The sequence below is a fragment of the Pseudomonas orientalis genome (genome assembly GCF_022807995.1).
GTDB classification, from domain to species: domain Bacteria; phylum Pseudomonadota; class Gammaproteobacteria; order Pseudomonadales; family Pseudomonadaceae; genus Aquipseudomonas; species Aquipseudomonas orientalis_B.
On record NZ_CP094351.1, the window covers coordinates 3,478,853 to 3,493,506 of the forward strand.

Below are 14,654 nucleotides of genomic sequence, written 5' to 3' on the forward strand. Positions count from 1 at the left end.
TTTTGAATGAACCTTTACGCGCGCCAGCCTATCCATCTATAACAAGACAGGGAGGCAACATGAGTACCGCTAAAATCTACACCATCAACTATCAATTACACGGTAAACCCAAGTCTTTCGTCGTGCGCGCAGAGGTGATGAACAGCACCGAAGCCTGGCATTGGGCGGCTGTCGACGCCGACATCGCGCACGTCAGCCGCATCGGTCGCGTGGGGCATGAGCAGGTAAAAAAAACCACCCGGCCCTGGGCGGAAAAATACGGCATCACCGATGTGAGCTGGAACCCTCCAAAATAAACAAAGCCCTATAAACAAAGCCCCGCACATTGCGGGGCCTGGTTCACTTCTTCAAGTCGCCCAACGGATCGTAGGGCGGCTTTTTTTCCGCTTGCTTTTGCTTGTCCAGCGGCGCAATGGCCGGGCCAATGGGATCGACCTGCGGGTCAGCCACATCCGGCGAATCGGGATCGAATCCCAGTTCATCCTTGCCAGTGGCGTGTTCGTCGGAACGCGGGCCGTTCGGGGGATTGCTCATACAGACCTCCTTGCTTACAGCGGTCGGGCTTTGTCGTGGAGGTTTTCCAGGTCGTGTTCGGCCTGCTCCACGTCGTCGTTGGTCTGGCGCTCGGCCGGATCGTTAGGGCGCAGCGCATCGTTATCGCGCTCCTCTTCACCGGGCGTGCGATCGGGATCGGGCGTGCCAGGCGGCGGTTGCTTGTGTTCGGACATGATGGCTTACCTCATGATGGCTTCACGGATTTAGAGGAAACACCGTTGGCCATCGTTCAACTTGATTGCTTGAAGCATGAGAAGATGCCCGCCCGTGCTGGAGACCTGACCCGAATGTTCGAACTCAAAACCTGTGACCCCGCTCTCTATCGAAAACAAACCCGCCGCAGCACGCTGATTATCGCCGTGGTATTCCTGACCCTGGCCATGTTGCTGTCGAGCCTGGCGGTGATGCTGTTCGGTGAGCCTGGCGGGGACAACTTTCGCTTCAATGTCGGCGGTGTATTTGCCGGGGTGTTGATCACTGTCGGGTTGGTGCGCGGCCCTTTCTGGCGCCAGCCCTGGCTCGCACCGGCGGTCTACGGCTGGCAGCTCAAGCGCAGCCTGATGAGCGTGACCAATGTGATGCACAAGGTCAGCGAACAGGTGCAGGCCGGTGACCCGAACGCTATCAAAGTGTTGCGCTTCTACCACTTGGCGCTGACACAGATGCATGCCCTGGATGCCAACTCCAGCGCCCAGGCGCAACTGGTCGGTGAGGTCGAGGCACACAAGGCCAGGATGCAGGCGTTGGGGATTGATACCGACCAAACCCACCTCGATCCGGCTTGGCTGGAGAGCCTTGAAAACCGGTGAGCACTGCGTATGTGCCATTCACAAGCGCTAGACAGTTCGTTTATAGGGCAATAAACGCAGCCCACTGGCGACAGCACCGATCAGCGCGAACACGCAACCCAGCCACAATGCCGAGGCTGGACCACTGTCCACAAACAGATGGAAACACAAGGCGACCAATGATGCGCCCAGAGTCTGGCCCAGCAACCGCGAGATCGCCACGATGCCACTGGCCCCGCCGCTGCGCGCCAAGGGTGCGCTGGTCATCAGCGCCTTGAGGTTGGGCGACTGGAAAAAGCCGAAGCCGGCGCCACACAAGGCCATGCGCCAGCCGATATCGAAGGCCGAGGCATCATTGCTCAAAGTCGCCAGCGCGGCCATGCCAACGCTGAGCATCAACAAACCAATGCCGCACAGCAGACCCAGTGACACGCGGTCAGCCAGGCGCCCCGCCACCAGGGCCATGACCGCCACAACGGCCGGCCACGGTGTCATCAGAAAGCCAGTCTCCACCTGGCTGTGGCCCAGCGCCGACTGCAACAGGAACGGCAATGCAACAAACGCCAGGCCCTGGGCACTGAAGGCGCAGATGGCCGTCAGCGAGGACAACGCAAACACCGGGCGTTTGAACAGGTCCATCGCCAGCATCGGCGCCGGATGCCCAGCCTCGCGGCGCAGCAATAAAGCGCCAAACACCAGCGCCAGCGCGATGAGCCCCAGGGTCAGCGCGCCCCGTGCGCCATGCACGGCGGCGCCCAACCCCAGCACCAGCAAGGCGAACAACCCGGCACATAACAGCGCCGCCAACCGATCAAACGCGTGCCCGGTGATCGGCAGCGTCGGTAACGAGCGCAGGCCCAGGCCCAAGGCAAGCAGCCCCAGTGGCACATTGATCAGGTACAGCCAATGCCAACTGGCCACTGAGAGAATCGCCGACGCAGCGGTGGGCCCCAGGGTGAATGCCAACCCCACCACCAGCGAGTTATAGCCCAGGCCACGCCCAAGCATTTTTGAGGGGTAGATATGCCTCAGCAAGGCGGTGTTGACGCTCATCAGCGCCGCCGCCCCAAGGCCCTGCGCCACCCGTGCAGCGGTAAGCGTCAGCAGCGAATCGGCCAGCCCGCACAATAACGACGAAACGATAAACAGCAGCAACCCGCCGAGGTACACGCGGCGATGCCCCAGCACATCGCTCAGGGAAGCAAACGGCAGCACCGTCGCGATAATCGCCAACTGATAGGCGTTGACCACCCAGATCACCGACGCCGAGTCAGTCCCGATACCCTCTGCCAGCGTCGGCAAGGCGGTATTGACGATGGCCGTGTCCAGCGTCGCCATGCCGATTCCCAGGGAAAGGGCAATCACGGCCGGTAAGCGCTTATCGAGGGGTAGCCCATCGGCAACAGAAGGCATGAACAATCCGCACAGGTGGCAAGGGTGCACAGATTACGGCCAGTGCGGATTTTTTTCAGCGCTCATTGGCGTGGCTGTCAATTTTTTCATGTTCGCCACGGCCGGCCAGGCCCACCTCAAAAAGTAATTTGAAGCGTGGTAATGGGCGGCTGCATGCAACGATTGCAGGCCAACTTGTCAGCCGCCATGTTCGGATTCCAGGGGCCGATCACGCCGTCGCGCTTGCCGTTGTCATCCACTGAGTCCAGCTCATCCATGACGTTGTCACGCTTGCGCACTTCGCGGGCCAGTTGGATTTCATTATCTTTCTGCGCGTCACCTGTCAGCGAGCGTCCCGCCACTTCACGGATTTTATCCGTGGTTGCGTTCGGGGTCGTCGCGTGCTTGAACGCCTGGAAGTTGTCACCAACCGCCCTGGCCAGATCCGAGTCCGACATTTTCGAGTAATCACTGGTGGACGGTCCTGGCGGTGAGACGGGCGACACGGAAATTCTTACGATCTCCATGGTTGAGTTCTCCTTGAAGTTTGATGGGGTCGCTCTTAGGTGGCGGGCGACCATAGCTCGGTTCCAGAAACCTCAAGGGCGGGCGATCATCTTTGGATTGGCGTCGCCTGAGTGATTGCGCTCAGATCCAAACGCCCTTCTTTCAAAGGCGGGCACCAATAATAGCCACCGGTCAACGGTGTGCTGATGCGATACAAACCATCGACAATCCCATCTTCCAGTCCACTCATGCGGCGCAGTTGCGCTTCGAATGCGTCGAAGGAACGCCCGAACGCGAGAAACATCAGCCCCGCCTGGCCGTTCTCGGCCCACGGCATCGAACGACGCACCACGAACGCCTGCGGGGTGAAGCTTTCCTGGGCGGTGCGTTTGGTGTGGGCGGATGCGGGGGCGTCGTCGAGCTCTTCGTTGTCGCCATGGCGACGGCCGATGATGTGGTCGCGCTCCTGGGCCGGTAGCGCAGCGAAACCGTCAAGATCGTGCTGCCACTGCTGGATGGCCGCGAAGCTGGCGCCGCCGTGTGTGAAGGCCGCTTCGACGGCCGCGTCATCGTGAGGGTTCTCGGTGCCGTCCTCGTAGTCGGTCAGGTCGAAACCGGTCTTGTAGCGAAAGCCTTCGGTCATCTGCACCAGGCGCAACGCCGGCGCCAGGGCTTTTTCGAACACGCGGCTGCGCAACAGCAATTCTCCACGGTCCGCGCCATGCAGCCATACCCACAGGGCCTGTTGCGTAGACGGGTTATGCGCGCCCGGGCCGCTGACGGCCGGGAAGCTGCGCATCCCTTCGATGCTTGCGCGCAGCGCGGTTACCAGGGGCTCACCGAAACCGACCACCGCCGCTGAATCCGTCAACTGCACCAGCGCGTCCAGCGCCGCGGGCAAGGCATCCAGGGACTCGAGGGCAAAAAACAGGTGGCGTGCCTGCAACGGCACGGGTGCGGCAAGAATGCCCGGCTGGTAGTGACTCATGTGAACTCCTTCAGGAAAGCCGCGCAGTTTATCCCGAAGCACCCGCAATGCGCAGGGGAAAGCGCGCAAGCCTTGCCACAGAGCCCTGGTATGGGTGACTCTCTAGTCATGTTTTGCAACTATTCCAGGGGTAGCGCCATGACCACCAGCAACCTGCTCACCGAGCTGTTTCCCTCCACGCTCGCCGATATCCCGGAGCAATTTCGCCTGGGTGCGCCGATTGAACAGCGTGATTACCTGGTCGATGGCCAGTTGCGGGTGTGGAATGGCCCGCTGGCCCGCGTGCAGAGCCCTGTGCAACTGGGCAACGAACGCGTGCACATCGGCAGCACGCCGCTGCTGGACGCCGAGACCGCCCTCACCGCCCTCGACGCCGCCGTGCGCGCCTATGACCGGGGCCAGGGCGAGTGGCCGACCCTGCGTGTGGCCGAGCGCATCCAGCATGTGGAAGCCTTCCTGCGACGCATGCGCGAACAGCGCGACGCGGTGGTCAAGCTGCTGATGTGGGAGATCGGCAAGAACCTCAAGGACTCACAGAAAGAGTTCGACCGCACCTGCGACTACATCACCGACACCATCAACGCCCTCAAGGAACTCGACCGCCGCAGCAGCCGCTTCGAGCTGGAGCAGGACACCCTTGGGCAAATCCGTCGCGTGCCCCTGGGTGTGGCGCTATGCATGGGGCCTTACAACTATCCGCTGAACGAAACGTTCACCACGCTGATCCCGGCGCTGATCATGGGCAATACCGTGGTGTTCAAGCCGGCCAAGCTCGGCGTGCTGTTGATCCGCCCGTTGCTGGAGGCGTTTCGCGACAGTTTCCCGGCCGGGGTGATCAACGTGATCTACGGCAGCGGCCGTGAAACCGTGAGCGCGCTGATGGCCAGCGGCAAGATCGATATCTTTGCCTTCATCGGCACCAACAAGGCCGCCAGCGACCTGAAAAAACTGCACCCCAAACCCCACCGCTTGCGCGCCGCATTGGGCCTGGATGCGAAAAACCCGGGCATCGTGCTGCCGGAGGTCGACCTCGACAACGCGGTCAGCGAAGCGCTCACCGGCTCGCTGTCGTTCAACGGCCAGCGCTGCACCGCGCTGAAGATCCTGTTTGTGCATGAGGCTGTGGTCGACAGCTTTATCGAAAAATTCAACGCCAGGCTGGCGACGCTGAAACCCGGCATGCCCTGGGATGACGGCGTGGCGCTGACCCCGCTGCCGGAAGTGGGCAAGGTGGATTACCTCAACGAGCTGGTGGCCGATGCCGCACAGCACGGCGCCCGGGTGGTGAATGCCAACGGCGGTGCGAGCCGTGGGTCATTCTTCTATCCGGCGGTGCTGTACCCGGTGAACCCGCAGATGCGCATGTACCACGAGGAGCAATTCGGCCCGGTGGTGCCGATCGTGCCTTACCGTGATCTGGAAACGGTGATCGACTATGTACTGGACTCGGACTTCGGCCAGCAACTGAGTCTGTTCGGCACCAACGCGGTTGAGATCGGACGGCTGGTAGATACGTTCGCCAATCAGGTCGGCCGGATCAATATCAACGCCCAGTGCCAACGCGGGCCGGATACCTTCCCCTTCAACGGGCGCAAGAACTCGGCCGAGGGTACGTTGTCGGTACATGACGCGCTGCGCGTGTTCTCGATCCGCACCCTGGTGGCCACCAAGTTCCAGGAGAGCAACAAGGCGTTGCTCGGCGATATCCTGCGCAACCGTGACTCAAGCTTTATCAGCACCGACTACATCTTCTAAGATCACCTCGGTCAAAATAGGTGGGAGGGGGATTGCCCCCGAAAGCAGTGTGTCAGTCAGCATGATTTTTACTGATCCACCGCTATCGGGGGCAAGCCCCCTCCCACACTGGATCGGTTTGCCCTGGCTAACGAGACCCCCTTAATACCGATGAACCTGCCCATTTTTGCCCGGCGCCTGCTGCGGCCTCTGCTCGACCCGTACCGGCGCTATCGCCACGCCAAGCTGATCCACGCCGTGCGCGTGTCCATCGGCTTACTGGCGACGATCCTGCTGACCACCGGCCTCAACCTGCCCCATGGTGAATGGGCGTCGGTGACCATGCTGATCGTGATCGGCGGCTTGCAGCACCACGGCAATATCGGCAAGAAAGCCGTGGAGCGTGCCTACGGTACGCTGATCGGCGCCAGCGTCGGTTTGCTGCTGGTGGTGCAACAGGCCTACTTCGGCCAGCCATTCCTGACCTACCTGCTGATGTCAGCGGTGTGCGGGTTCTTTTCTTACCACGCCATCGGCAAGGGCGGCTATATCGCGCTGCTGTCGGCGATCACGGTGTTTATCGTGGCGGGGCACGGCGACAATCCGATCTCCGATGGCCTGTGGCGCACCGTCGACATCCTGATCGGCATCGCGCTGGCCCTGGCGTTTTCCTTCGCCCTGCCGCTGTACGCGGTGTACTCGTGGCGCTACAACCTGGCCAGCGCCCTGCGCGATTGTGCGGCGATCTACAGCCGCATCATCAATGGCCAGTCGGTGACCGACGATGAACACCTCAAGCTGCTCAACCGCTTGAACGCGGCGATGCTGCAACTGCGCTCGCTGATGCCGTCGGTGTCCAAGGAAGTGCGGATTTCCATGACCGAGCTGGACAAACTCCAGCGACACCTGCGCATGTGCATCAGCACCTTGGAAATTCTTGGCACTACCCGACCGGACCCACGCGATGAACAAGCCAGCGCCCGCATGCGCCTGACGCTCAAGGCCGAACACCGGCAGATCCGGGTTCAGTTGGTGGGCATGGCACGGGCGCTGAAATCGGGTGTCACGGAGCGCCTGGACCGCCCTCAAAACACCAGCATTGTCCAGACACCATTGGATGCTCCCGTTTACAGCGCGCTGGACGGTTATCGATTGTTGACCGTGCAACTGGCGGCCAATGTGGATCAGATGCGGCAGCGCCTGGCAAAAAGTGCCCCTCGCTGGAAAATTTAGCGTTCGCCATGGGCGTCAGTTTGGCTGCGTTAAGGTATTCACACTTTCTCTTACATATTTTTCACGTTTTATTCACAAGCCGGAACGTAGTGTGAAGCCTCATCCGTTACAAACGTTGCATATCAAGCCCGCCGCCCCAGCGGGCTTTTTTTTGCCCAGGATTTGGCCTAGCGCGCAACCTTGGCGGCAGGCGCCGTCGCCTGCTCACGAATCGCGCGCTGGGTCTCCAGCACCTTGGCCAAGGCGATCTCGGCCTCGGCGCTTTGCTGCGGTACCCGGATCGCCGCCGACACCAGGGTAATCAGCTTGGCCATCACCTCGGCGTCCGTGGCCGGGCGGCCCAGGCTCATGGAGTTCATCAGCAGGCGCAATTCAGTGCCGGCCATCACCCCGGAAATCGCCTTGAGGGCAAATTGCAGGCGCACACCCAGTTCGTTGCGCGGCAGGTCCGGCAGCGCCAGGGCAAACGCTTCGAAGAAACGCTGGAACACTGGCTGGTAGTGGACCTTCAGATATTCCTGGATAAACGGCGAGGTGTCGCTGTAGACCCGGCCCAGGAAACGGATGAATGAGCGCCCTTCCCCGCTGGCGGGATCGCTGCGCTCCATTCCCATGGCGGGGGCGAACAGCACGCCCAGCAGCGTGTCGCAGTCGAGCGGGCCGTCGGCTTCGGCTTCACAACGCGCCAGCAACTCCAGGCGTTGCTCATTGAGCGGCTCGAGGCGCTGCATCAAGAGGGTTTTCATCAGGGAATCCTTGTCCCCGAAGTGGTAGTTCACCGCGGCCAGGTTCACTTGGGCGCGCTCGGTAATCTGCCGTAATAAAACGGCGTCATATCCGTACTTAATAAAGAGAGCCTCTGTCGCATCCAGCAGTCGAGTCTTGGTAATGTTTGGAGCGCTGAGTTTCTTCGCAGCCATAGGGGTTCCACGGGGGGGAAATATTGTTTTAAAAAATATTTTGATTTTTTATACCGGGGCCTACGTTCGAAATCAAGTAATGACACGGTGCCATATAGACCAAAGCCATTGCGTACCGCGACGTCGAGGGAGGCCGACGGCTTTTTACCCGTTGCGCAATGCGCTTGAAGACCTCGTTTCCATGCATCAAACCGCTCTAAATCCGCCGCTGGCGAAGCGGAATGAACGCGGTTAGTATTCAAACAACTTTTTAAAAACAAGAAATTAATGAGTTCCTGACGGGCACCGGCAGCTTCCCAACTTGTTACAAAGATTTACGGGACAGCGCCGCACCGTTGAGACGCCAGGGTAGTCATGATCACAGAGCCCCCCGCGCACCCCCACTTGATTTCCTTGCAGGGCATCGGCAAAAGCTATCAGCTTGCCGGGCAACACCTGCCCATTCTCAATGACGTGTGCCTGTCCATCGCCAGCGGTGACAGCTGCGGCATCCTCGGCGCGTCCGGCTCCGGCAAAAGCACCCTGCTCAATATCCTCGGCCTGTTGGATCTGCCCAACTGCGGCCAGTACCGCTTCGCCGGTCACGATATTTTCAACAGCAGCCCCGATGAACTGGCGGCGATCCGCAACCAGCAGATCGGTTTCGTGTTCCAGAGCTTCAACCTGCTGCCGCGTCTGAGCGCCCTCGACAACGTCGCGCTGCCTCTGAGTTATCGCGGCATATCCCGCCATGAATCGGTCGAGCAGGCCTTGCGCATGCTTGAACAGGTCGGCCTGGCCGAGCGTGCCCACCACCGCCCGGCCGACCTTTCCGGTGGTCAACGCCAGCGCGTCGCCATCGCCCGCGCGCTGGTCGGCAAGCCCTCGGTGATCCTCGCCGACGAACCCACCGGCAACCTCGACAGCAGCACCGCCCAGGACATCATGGACCTGCTTCTGGCGCTCAACCGCGAACAGCAGGTGACGCTGATCATCGTCACCCACGATGCGCATATCGCCGAGCGGCTGGAGCGCAAGATCCTGGTGCGCAGCGGCGTGGTGCACGAGGCCGAGCGCCTATGAGCCTGCGGTTCGAACAGAGTCTGAGCCAACTGCTGCATGAAGCGTTCATCAGCCTGCGCACCCTGGGCAAACGCTCGGTGCTGGCGCTGCTGGGTATCGTGATCGGCAGTTCGTCGGTGGTGGCGTTGATCAATATCGGCCACAACGCGGCGGTGGATGCCGCGATGATTTTCAAGGACATGGGCACCGATACCCTGGTCGTCCAGTTCCCGCCCAAAGGCAGCGGCAACGTGCCGATGCGCACCCGGCTCGACCTGGACGCGGTGCGTCAGGCCGTACCGGGCATTGCGCACATCGGCGCGCTCAGCCTGTTCAGCGGGCCCATCGTGCTCCATGGCCGCACCGCCAATGCCAACTTCGTCGGCAGCACCCCGGACGTGCAGGCCGCCATGCGCCTGGCGGTGCGTGAGGGGCGTTTCCTGTCGGCCTTCGATGCCAGCCAGACCTATGCCGTGATCGGCGACCAGGTCGCCCAGGCCCTCGGCGCACCCGGTGAACCGCTCAAACCGGGTGAGCGCGTGCGCATCAACGACTACCTGTTTCTGATCATCGGCATCCTGCACAACCAGCCACGGGCGATGCTGATGCCGGTGCAAGCCAATGAATCGCTGTTCCTTCCAGCCGAGGGCATGCGGCGTATCTTTGCCAACCCGCAGATCAACAACGTGATCATCCGTGCCCAGCCAGGGCAGGACATGGAACGTGTGGCACGGGACGCCGCCGCCGCGTTGCAACCGCAACTGACCGAGCACAACGTCGACATCACGGTGCCCCAGCAAATGATCGATGGCATGACCCGCCAAAGCCGCACCTTCGCGTACCTGCTGCTGGCCCTCGGCGCGATCTCCCTGGTGGGCGGCGGTGTCGGGGTGATGAATGTGATGCTGATGAACGTGTCCGAGCGCCGTCGCGAGATCGGCATTCGCATGGCCCTGGGCGCTCGGCAACGGGATATCCGCAACCTCTTCCTGCTTGAGGCCGTCACCTTGACCGCCGTCGGCGCGCTGTGCGGCGCGGTGCTCGGCATGACCGCCGCCTGGTTCTACGCCTGGCTGTCGGGCTGGGTATTTTCCCTGGCGGTGGCCGCCCTGCCCCTGGGCGTGGGCAGCACATTGCTGGTGGGGTTGTTCTTTGGCATCTACCCGGCGGTCTCGGCCTCACGCCTGCAGCCGGTGGAGGCCTTGCGCGATGAGTAAATGGTTACTGCTGCTGGCACTGATCAGCTTGCCCACCATGCCCGCCGAAGTGGTGATCAAACCCTCGGCGCCCAGCACCACCCGCAGCGGCTATGATCGCGGCGTCTCGCTGAACGCCCAGGTGACCACCCTGACCCTGGGCGACGCCGTGTACCTGGGCCTGCGCAACAACCCGGCGATCCGCAGCGCCTACCTGCAGCGGGTGGCGCAGAAGTTCGACCTGCGGGTCGCCGAAGACGTGTTCAACCCCAAGCTCACCCTCAACAGTTATTACCGCGGCACACGCGGTTCCCAGGACAACGCACGCAACGCCAACCTGGCGCCGTCCACCAGCCTGCTCGGCGAATACGGTACCCGCCTGAGCATGGCCTGGACCCAGCAATTGAACAACGCCGACCGTGCCGGCCGGTATCGCAGCGACGGCCTGGACCTGGCCATCATCCAGCCACTGATGCGTGGCGCCGGCTGGGACGCCACCACCGCACCGCTGCGCCTGTCGCGCCTGGCGGAACAGGCCAACCGTCTCAACCTCAAGGCCACCGTGGCACAAACCATCAGCCAGATCATCGCCACCTACCGCGAGTTGCTGCGGGCCCAGGAGCAGCAGGTGATCGTGCAGGACGCGCTCAAGCGCTCCAATACCTTGCTGGAGGTGAACAAGGCGTTGATCAGTGCCGGGCGCATGGCCGAATTCGAGATCGTGCAGACCGAAGCCGACATCGCCACCCAGCAATTGGGCGTGGAGGAAGCGCAGAACCAGCTCGATACCAGTCGCCTGGCCCTGCTGCGCCTGCTGGCCCTGGACCTGTCCACACCGATTCGCGCCACCGAAGCCCTGGAAGCCCGGCCCATGGAAATCGACAAGCGCCAGGCGTTCAACCTCGCGCAAACCCAGCAACCGGAATACCTCGCCGCCCTGCTCGGCAGCCAGCGGGCCGACCTCAATCTGGTGATCGCCAAGGATTCGGGACGCTGGCAAGTGGACCTGGTGGCAGGCGCGAACCAGGTGCGCGACGCCAACGACAGCGACAACGGCCGCACCCATAACCGCAACTGGGACAGCTATGCCGGCGTGCAGGTGCAGATTCCCATCGGCGATATCAGCACGCGCCAGGCCGAAGTCAGGGCCCGGGTGGATGTCGAGGACCAGGAAATCCGTATCACCGACGCCCGCCAGGAACTCGAGCGCGCCGTCAACGATGTGGTGCGCGACCTCGGCACCCGCTGGCGCCAGTACGAGATCGCCCAGCGCGCCGTGGATCTGTCGCGGCGCAAGATCGAGATTGAACGGGAAAAACTCAGCGCCGGGCGCTCCACCAACTTCCAGGTGTTGAGTTTCGAAACTGACCTGCGCAACGCCGAAAACGCGCGGCTCAACGCGCTGATCGCTTATTTGAACGCTCAGACCCAGCTTGACTTGACGCTGGGCATGACCCTGGAAAGTTGGGAAATCGCCCTCAATGACTACTAATCGCAAACGCCTGCTGGGCGCGGTATTGATCCTGCTGGTGGCAGGCGTCGGGCTGGCCCTGCGACCCCCGGCCGAAAGTCCGGCCGCCGCCGGTGAACAGTGGCTCGAGGTGAAGCCCGACGCGCTGGTGCATCAGATCGGCCTGGTGGGCAAGATCGAGCCTGACACCACCGTCACCCTCACGGCACCGTTCGACGGCAATGTACTGGCCAACCTGGTCGAGCAAGGCCAGCGCGTCGAGGCTGGCCAGGTGCTGTTACGCATGGACCCGGCCACCCTCGAAGTGCAACTGCGCGACGCCCTCTCGGCCCAGCTCAAGGCGCGGCGCACCGTGCAGGAAATGCAGGACTGGGACAGCAGCGCCGCCGTCAGCCGCGCCCGGCGCAGCCTGCGCACCGCAGAAATGAACGCCGGCAACACCCGGCGCAAGCTCACCGAAAGCGAAAACCTGTTCAAGCGCGGCATCATTCCGCGCAACGAACTCGACGACCTCAAGCAACAGACCCAGCAGCAGCAACTGGACCTGGCAGCGGCGCGCAGTGAACTGCAACAGGCGCTGGAACAGGGCAAGGGCGAATACCGGCAGATCGCCGATATGGAGCTGACCAACGCCACGGTCAAATACGACGCCCTGCACAAGCTGCTCGAGGGCAAGGAGGTCAAGGCGCCCTTCTCCGGCATCGTCGTGCCCGCACCCGGCAACAGCACGGCCTCCCCAAGCGGCGCCAGCAACAACGCACCGGTACAAGCCGGCAGCAAGGTCAGCCAAGGCCAGGTGTTGTTTGGCCTGGCCAATATCGAACGCTTGAAAATCGTCGCCAAGGTCTCCGAACTGGACATCAATCAACTGCATCAGGGCCAGGCGGTGGAAGTCATGGGGGATGGTTTTGACGGTGAGCGGCTGACGGGTTCGGTGAGCGTGGTCAGCGGCCTGGCGATCGCCAATGACAGCCAGGGCAGCGCGCAGTTTCCGGTAACGTTGTCGATCCCCAGCCTCACGCCGCAGCAATTGCAGCAAGTGCGCCTGGGAATGAGCGCGCGGTTGACCATTGTCACCTATAACAATGCGCAGGCGATTGTGGTGCCGAGCGAGGCGATCCAGGCGGACAACACCGTCGAGTACCGCGCGGCGATCGACCAGCCGGTGGAAAAAGTGAAGGTGACGACCGGGCAATCGACGCCCCAGGGCGTTGAAGTGTTTGGCCTCAAGCCTGGACTGGTGAAAATCTCAAAGTAAATGCAGATCCAAATGTGGGAGGGGGCTTGCCCTGATGCCAGTCTGTAGGAGCGAGCTTGCTCGCGAAAAACTCACAGGCACCGCGTTCATTCAGGAAGCACGCGTTATCGTTGATGTTTTTCGCGAGCAAGCTCGCTCCTACACGGGCATCAGAGCCTGCCCCCCTCACACATTTAAATTTGTGTGAGTTTGGCGGCCAGTGCCTTGGCCTGGATCGCCACATCCGTCACCGCCGTACTCTCCCACCACATCCCGCGCAGCGGCGGGCCCATGGCGAACAGCCGCCCACTCACCTGGCCCTGGGCGTCCAGCACCGCGCCAGAAGTGTCCGCCGCAATCCCCAGCGCCAATGGCCCAGGCTGGATCAACCCGCGCTTGAGCAATTGCTGCGGCAACGGCCGGGCCACGCGGCGCCAGTCGTATTCGATGCCGCTGGAGTTGATCAGCGCCGCGCCGGATACGTGGGTGAGGGTCTGCTCGCCGCGATGGCGCACGCCAATGGTCACGCCGCTGGCCGCAGGCACCAGCCCCTTGAACGACGCAGCGTGAATCCGCAACCGCCCCTCTGCGTGCAACCTTTCAACCAGTTGCGCACTCAACGGCGGCGAACGGTGGTGATGGCTTTCCCACCACGGCCGCACGTGCCGCACGAACTGACGTTTCTGACCCTCGCTCGCCTGGCTCCACAACCGGGCGATATGCACCCGAACGGTGTCCAGCGGCGCCTGCCAATCCACGCCCTGGTCGAGCGCAATGCGGCATTGGCGCCGCACTTCACGCAACAGTTGCCGAGGGCTGCGCAGCGTGTGGTCGGCGCCGAGAAAGTCGTCCCAGCCCGGCGGCTGGCGGCGCACATGGGGCAACAGGCCATGGCGCGAGAACACCTCGATCGGCCCACGATGCCCGGCTTGTTCCAGGGAGACCACGGCATCCACCATGGTCAGCCCGGAGCCGATGATCAGCACGCTCGAGTGGGGCTCAAGACGGGTCATGGCCTGTACATCCCACGGATCCACCGCCGCCGCGTTCAAGCCGCTGGATTCGGTCAGCGGCGTGCGCGCCGCCGGGAACATGCCGGTGGCCAATACGGCAAAGGCGCCACGCAGGCGCTCGCCGTTATCCAGGGTCAACAGGGTGCCGGTCGCGTCGACTTGCACATCGACCGCTTCCGCCCGGATATGCTCGACGGTGGATGCGGACAGTGCTTTGGCCTGCGCCAAGCGCTGCTGCGCATATAGGCCAAAAATGCCCCGTGGCGGGAACAGTTCACTGATGGGCACAGGCTGTTGCGCCGACTCCGGCCACCCGCCGGCGCCGATGTAGTCGGTAAGCCACTGGGTCAGGTCATCGGCGTTGTCCGGATCGACACTCATGCGCGCCGCATTGCCGTTCAGGGTGTGGCCCAGTTCGACCGCACTGTAGGCCTCGCCCCGGCCCAGTTGCGCACGCGGTTCGATCACCAGCAGGCGCCGCCGGCCCGGCAGGCGCAGCAGTTGCACCGCCAGCATCGTGCCGCTCAGGCCGCCGCCGATGATCAGTACATCGGCGTTGCGGATCGATTCACTCATGCA

General features: G+C 62.5%; 15 protein-coding genes. 8 read left to right on the forward strand and 7 right to left on the reverse strand.

Annotation, left to right across the window (positions count from 1 at the left end; all coding sequences use genetic code 11):
* The first annotated feature begins 59 nt into the window (after nt 1-59).
* Nucleotides 60-296 carry a DUF6555 family protein gene (locus tag MRY17_RS15400; RefSeq protein WP_065884944.1) on the forward strand — a complete coding sequence of 79 codons (237 nt, stop codon included), beginning with the start codon at nt 60-62 and terminating at the stop codon, nt 294-296.
* A 43-nt stretch (nt 297-339) separates the two neighbouring features.
* On the opposite strand, the gene MRY17_RS15405 is transcribed toward MRY17_RS15400, so the two are convergent.
* Together MRY17_RS15405 and MRY17_RS15410 are read right to left on the reverse strand one after the other, a co-directional pair.
* Nucleotides 340-534 (reverse strand): DUF6021 family protein, encoded by a 195-nt coding sequence (locus MRY17_RS15405; RefSeq protein WP_065884943.1) that lies wholly within the window; start codon nt 532-534, stop codon nt 340-342.
* Between the two features lie 14 nt (nt 535-548).
* Complete coding sequence (locus MRY17_RS15410) at nt 549-728, reverse strand: hypothetical protein (RefSeq protein WP_243352412.1); 180 nt, start codon at nt 726-728, stop codon at nt 549-551.
* 114 nt (nt 729-842) lie between these two features.
* Here MRY17_RS15410 and MRY17_RS15415 point away from each other — a divergent pair, with 114 nt between their 5' ends.
* Entirely contained in the window at nt 843-1,364 is a 522-nt protein-coding gene (locus MRY17_RS15415) for a DUF3087 family protein (RefSeq protein WP_243352413.1), read from the forward strand.
* Nucleotides 1,365-1,391: 27 nt separating this feature from the next.
* Here the strand turns inward: MRY17_RS15415 and MRY17_RS15420 are convergent, their stop codons facing one another.
* The 3 genes from MRY17_RS15420 to MRY17_RS15430 form a co-directional block, all read right to left on the reverse strand.
* The gene (locus MRY17_RS15420; protein ID WP_243352414.1) at nt 1,392-2,756 is read right to left on the reverse strand and encodes an MFS transporter; all 1,365 of its coding nucleotides are present in this window, start codon (nt 2,754-2,756) and stop codon (nt 1,392-1,394) included.
* Between the two features lie 116 nt (nt 2,757-2,872).
* Nucleotides 2,873-3,262: a hypothetical protein gene (locus MRY17_RS15425; RefSeq protein WP_243352415.1), complete on the reverse strand. Its 390-nt coding sequence runs from the start codon at nt 3,260-3,262 to the stop codon at nt 2,873-2,875.
* Between the two features lie 86 nt (nt 3,263-3,348).
* Complete coding sequence (locus MRY17_RS15430) at nt 3,349-4,230, reverse strand: Dyp-type peroxidase (RefSeq protein ID WP_243352416.1); 882 nt, start codon at nt 4,228-4,230, stop codon at nt 3,349-3,351.
* Nucleotides 4,231-4,368: 138 nt separating this feature from the next.
* Between MRY17_RS15430 and MRY17_RS15435 the strand changes: the two genes are divergently transcribed.
* Both MRY17_RS15435 and MRY17_RS15440 read left to right on the forward strand, forming a co-directional pair.
* Nucleotides 4,369-5,985, forward strand: coding sequence for an NADP-dependent glyceraldehyde-3-phosphate dehydrogenase (locus tag MRY17_RS15435; protein WP_191956446.1), 1,617 nt, complete (start codon nt 4,369-4,371; stop codon nt 5,983-5,985).
* Nucleotides 5,986-6,135: 150 nt separating this feature from the next.
* The gene (locus MRY17_RS15440; RefSeq protein WP_181284204.1) at nt 6,136-7,197 is read left to right on the forward strand and encodes an FUSC family protein; all 1,062 of its coding nucleotides are present in this window, start codon (nt 6,136-6,138) and stop codon (nt 7,195-7,197) included.
* A 167-nt stretch (nt 7,198-7,364) separates the two neighbouring features.
* Here MRY17_RS15440 and MRY17_RS15445 read toward each other — a convergent pair whose 3' ends face one another.
* Nucleotides 7,365-8,117: a TetR/AcrR family transcriptional regulator gene (locus MRY17_RS15445; RefSeq protein WP_057721768.1), complete on the reverse strand. Its 753-nt coding sequence runs from the start codon at nt 8,115-8,117 to the stop codon at nt 7,365-7,367.
* 354 nt (nt 8,118-8,471) lie between these two features.
* Here MRY17_RS15445 and MRY17_RS15450 point away from each other — a divergent pair, with 354 nt between their 5' ends.
* Genes MRY17_RS15450 through MRY17_RS15465 form a run of 4 tightly spaced genes read left to right on the forward strand, consistent with a single transcriptional unit; the run spans nt 8,472 to nt 13,083 of the window.
* Nucleotides 8,472-9,179, forward strand: a complete 708-nt coding sequence (locus MRY17_RS15450) for an ABC transporter ATP-binding protein (protein ID WP_181284205.1) — start codon at nt 8,472-8,474, stop codon at nt 9,177-9,179.
* Nucleotides 9,176-10,375, forward strand: a complete 1,200-nt coding sequence (locus MRY17_RS15455; protein WP_243352417.1) for an ABC transporter permease — start codon at nt 9,176-9,178, stop codon at nt 10,373-10,375. The genes MRY17_RS15450 and MRY17_RS15455 overlap by 4 nt, the downstream gene beginning before the upstream one ends.
* Nucleotides 10,368-11,846 (forward strand): TolC family protein, encoded by a 1,479-nt coding sequence (locus MRY17_RS15460; protein ID WP_243352418.1) that lies wholly within the window; start codon nt 10,368-10,370, stop codon nt 11,844-11,846. The genes MRY17_RS15455 and MRY17_RS15460 overlap by 8 nt, the downstream gene beginning before the upstream one ends.
* Nucleotides 11,836-13,083, forward strand: coding sequence for an efflux RND transporter periplasmic adaptor subunit (locus MRY17_RS15465; RefSeq protein ID WP_243352419.1), 1,248 nt, complete (start codon nt 11,836-11,838; stop codon nt 13,081-13,083). The genes MRY17_RS15460 and MRY17_RS15465 overlap by 11 nt, the downstream gene beginning before the upstream one ends.
* A 173-nt stretch (nt 13,084-13,256) precedes the next feature.
* Here MRY17_RS15465 and MRY17_RS15470 read toward each other — a convergent pair whose 3' ends face one another.
* Nucleotides 13,257-14,651, reverse strand: a complete 1,395-nt coding sequence (locus MRY17_RS15470) for an FAD/NAD(P)-binding protein (protein ID WP_243352420.1) — start codon at nt 14,649-14,651, stop codon at nt 13,257-13,259.
* Between the last annotated feature and the right edge of the window lie 3 nt (nt 14,652-14,654).

Bases quoted from the DNA above. Each gene is read 5' to 3' on its own strand.
- MRY17_RS15400 (WP_065884944.1), top strand. From the start codon at position 60: ATGAGTACCGCTAAAATCTACACCATCAACTATCAATTACACGGTAAA.
- MRY17_RS15405 (WP_065884943.1), bottom strand. From the start codon at position 534: ATGAGCAATCCCCCGAACGGCCCGCGTTCCGACGAACACGCCACTGGC.
- MRY17_RS15410 (WP_243352412.1), bottom strand. From the start codon at position 728: ATGTCCGAACACAAGCAACCGCCGCCTGGCACGCCCGATCCCGATCGC.
- MRY17_RS15415 (WP_243352413.1), top strand. From the start codon at position 843: ATGTTCGAACTCAAAACCTGTGACCCCGCTCTCTATCGAAAACAAACC.
- MRY17_RS15420 (WP_243352414.1), bottom strand. From the start codon at position 2,756: ATGCCTTCTGTTGCCGATGGGCTACCCCTCGATAAGCGCTTACCGGCC.
- MRY17_RS15425 (WP_243352415.1), bottom strand. From the start codon at position 3,262: ATGGAGATCGTAAGAATTTCCGTGTCGCCCGTCTCACCGCCAGGACCG.
- MRY17_RS15430 (WP_243352416.1), bottom strand. From the start codon at position 4,230: ATGAGTCACTACCAGCCGGGCATTCTTGCCGCACCCGTGCCGTTGCAG.
- MRY17_RS15435 (WP_191956446.1), top strand. From the start codon at position 4,369: ATGACCACCAGCAACCTGCTCACCGAGCTGTTTCCCTCCACGCTCGCC.
- MRY17_RS15440 (WP_181284204.1), top strand. From the start codon at position 6,136: ATGAACCTGCCCATTTTTGCCCGGCGCCTGCTGCGGCCTCTGCTCGAC.
- MRY17_RS15445 (WP_057721768.1), bottom strand. From the start codon at position 8,117: ATGGCTGCGAAGAAACTCAGCGCTCCAAACATTACCAAGACTCGACTG.
- MRY17_RS15450 (WP_181284205.1), top strand. From the start codon at position 8,472: ATGATCACAGAGCCCCCCGCGCACCCCCACTTGATTTCCTTGCAGGGC.
- MRY17_RS15455 (WP_243352417.1), top strand. From the start codon at position 9,176: ATGAGCCTGCGGTTCGAACAGAGTCTGAGCCAACTGCTGCATGAAGCG.
- MRY17_RS15460 (WP_243352418.1), top strand. From the start codon at position 10,368: ATGAGTAAATGGTTACTGCTGCTGGCACTGATCAGCTTGCCCACCATG.
- MRY17_RS15465 (WP_243352419.1), top strand. From the start codon at position 11,836: ATGACTACTAATCGCAAACGCCTGCTGGGCGCGGTATTGATCCTGCTG.
- MRY17_RS15470 (WP_243352420.1), bottom strand. From the start codon at position 14,651: ATGAGTGAATCGATCCGCAACGCCGATGTACTGATCATCGGCGGCGGC.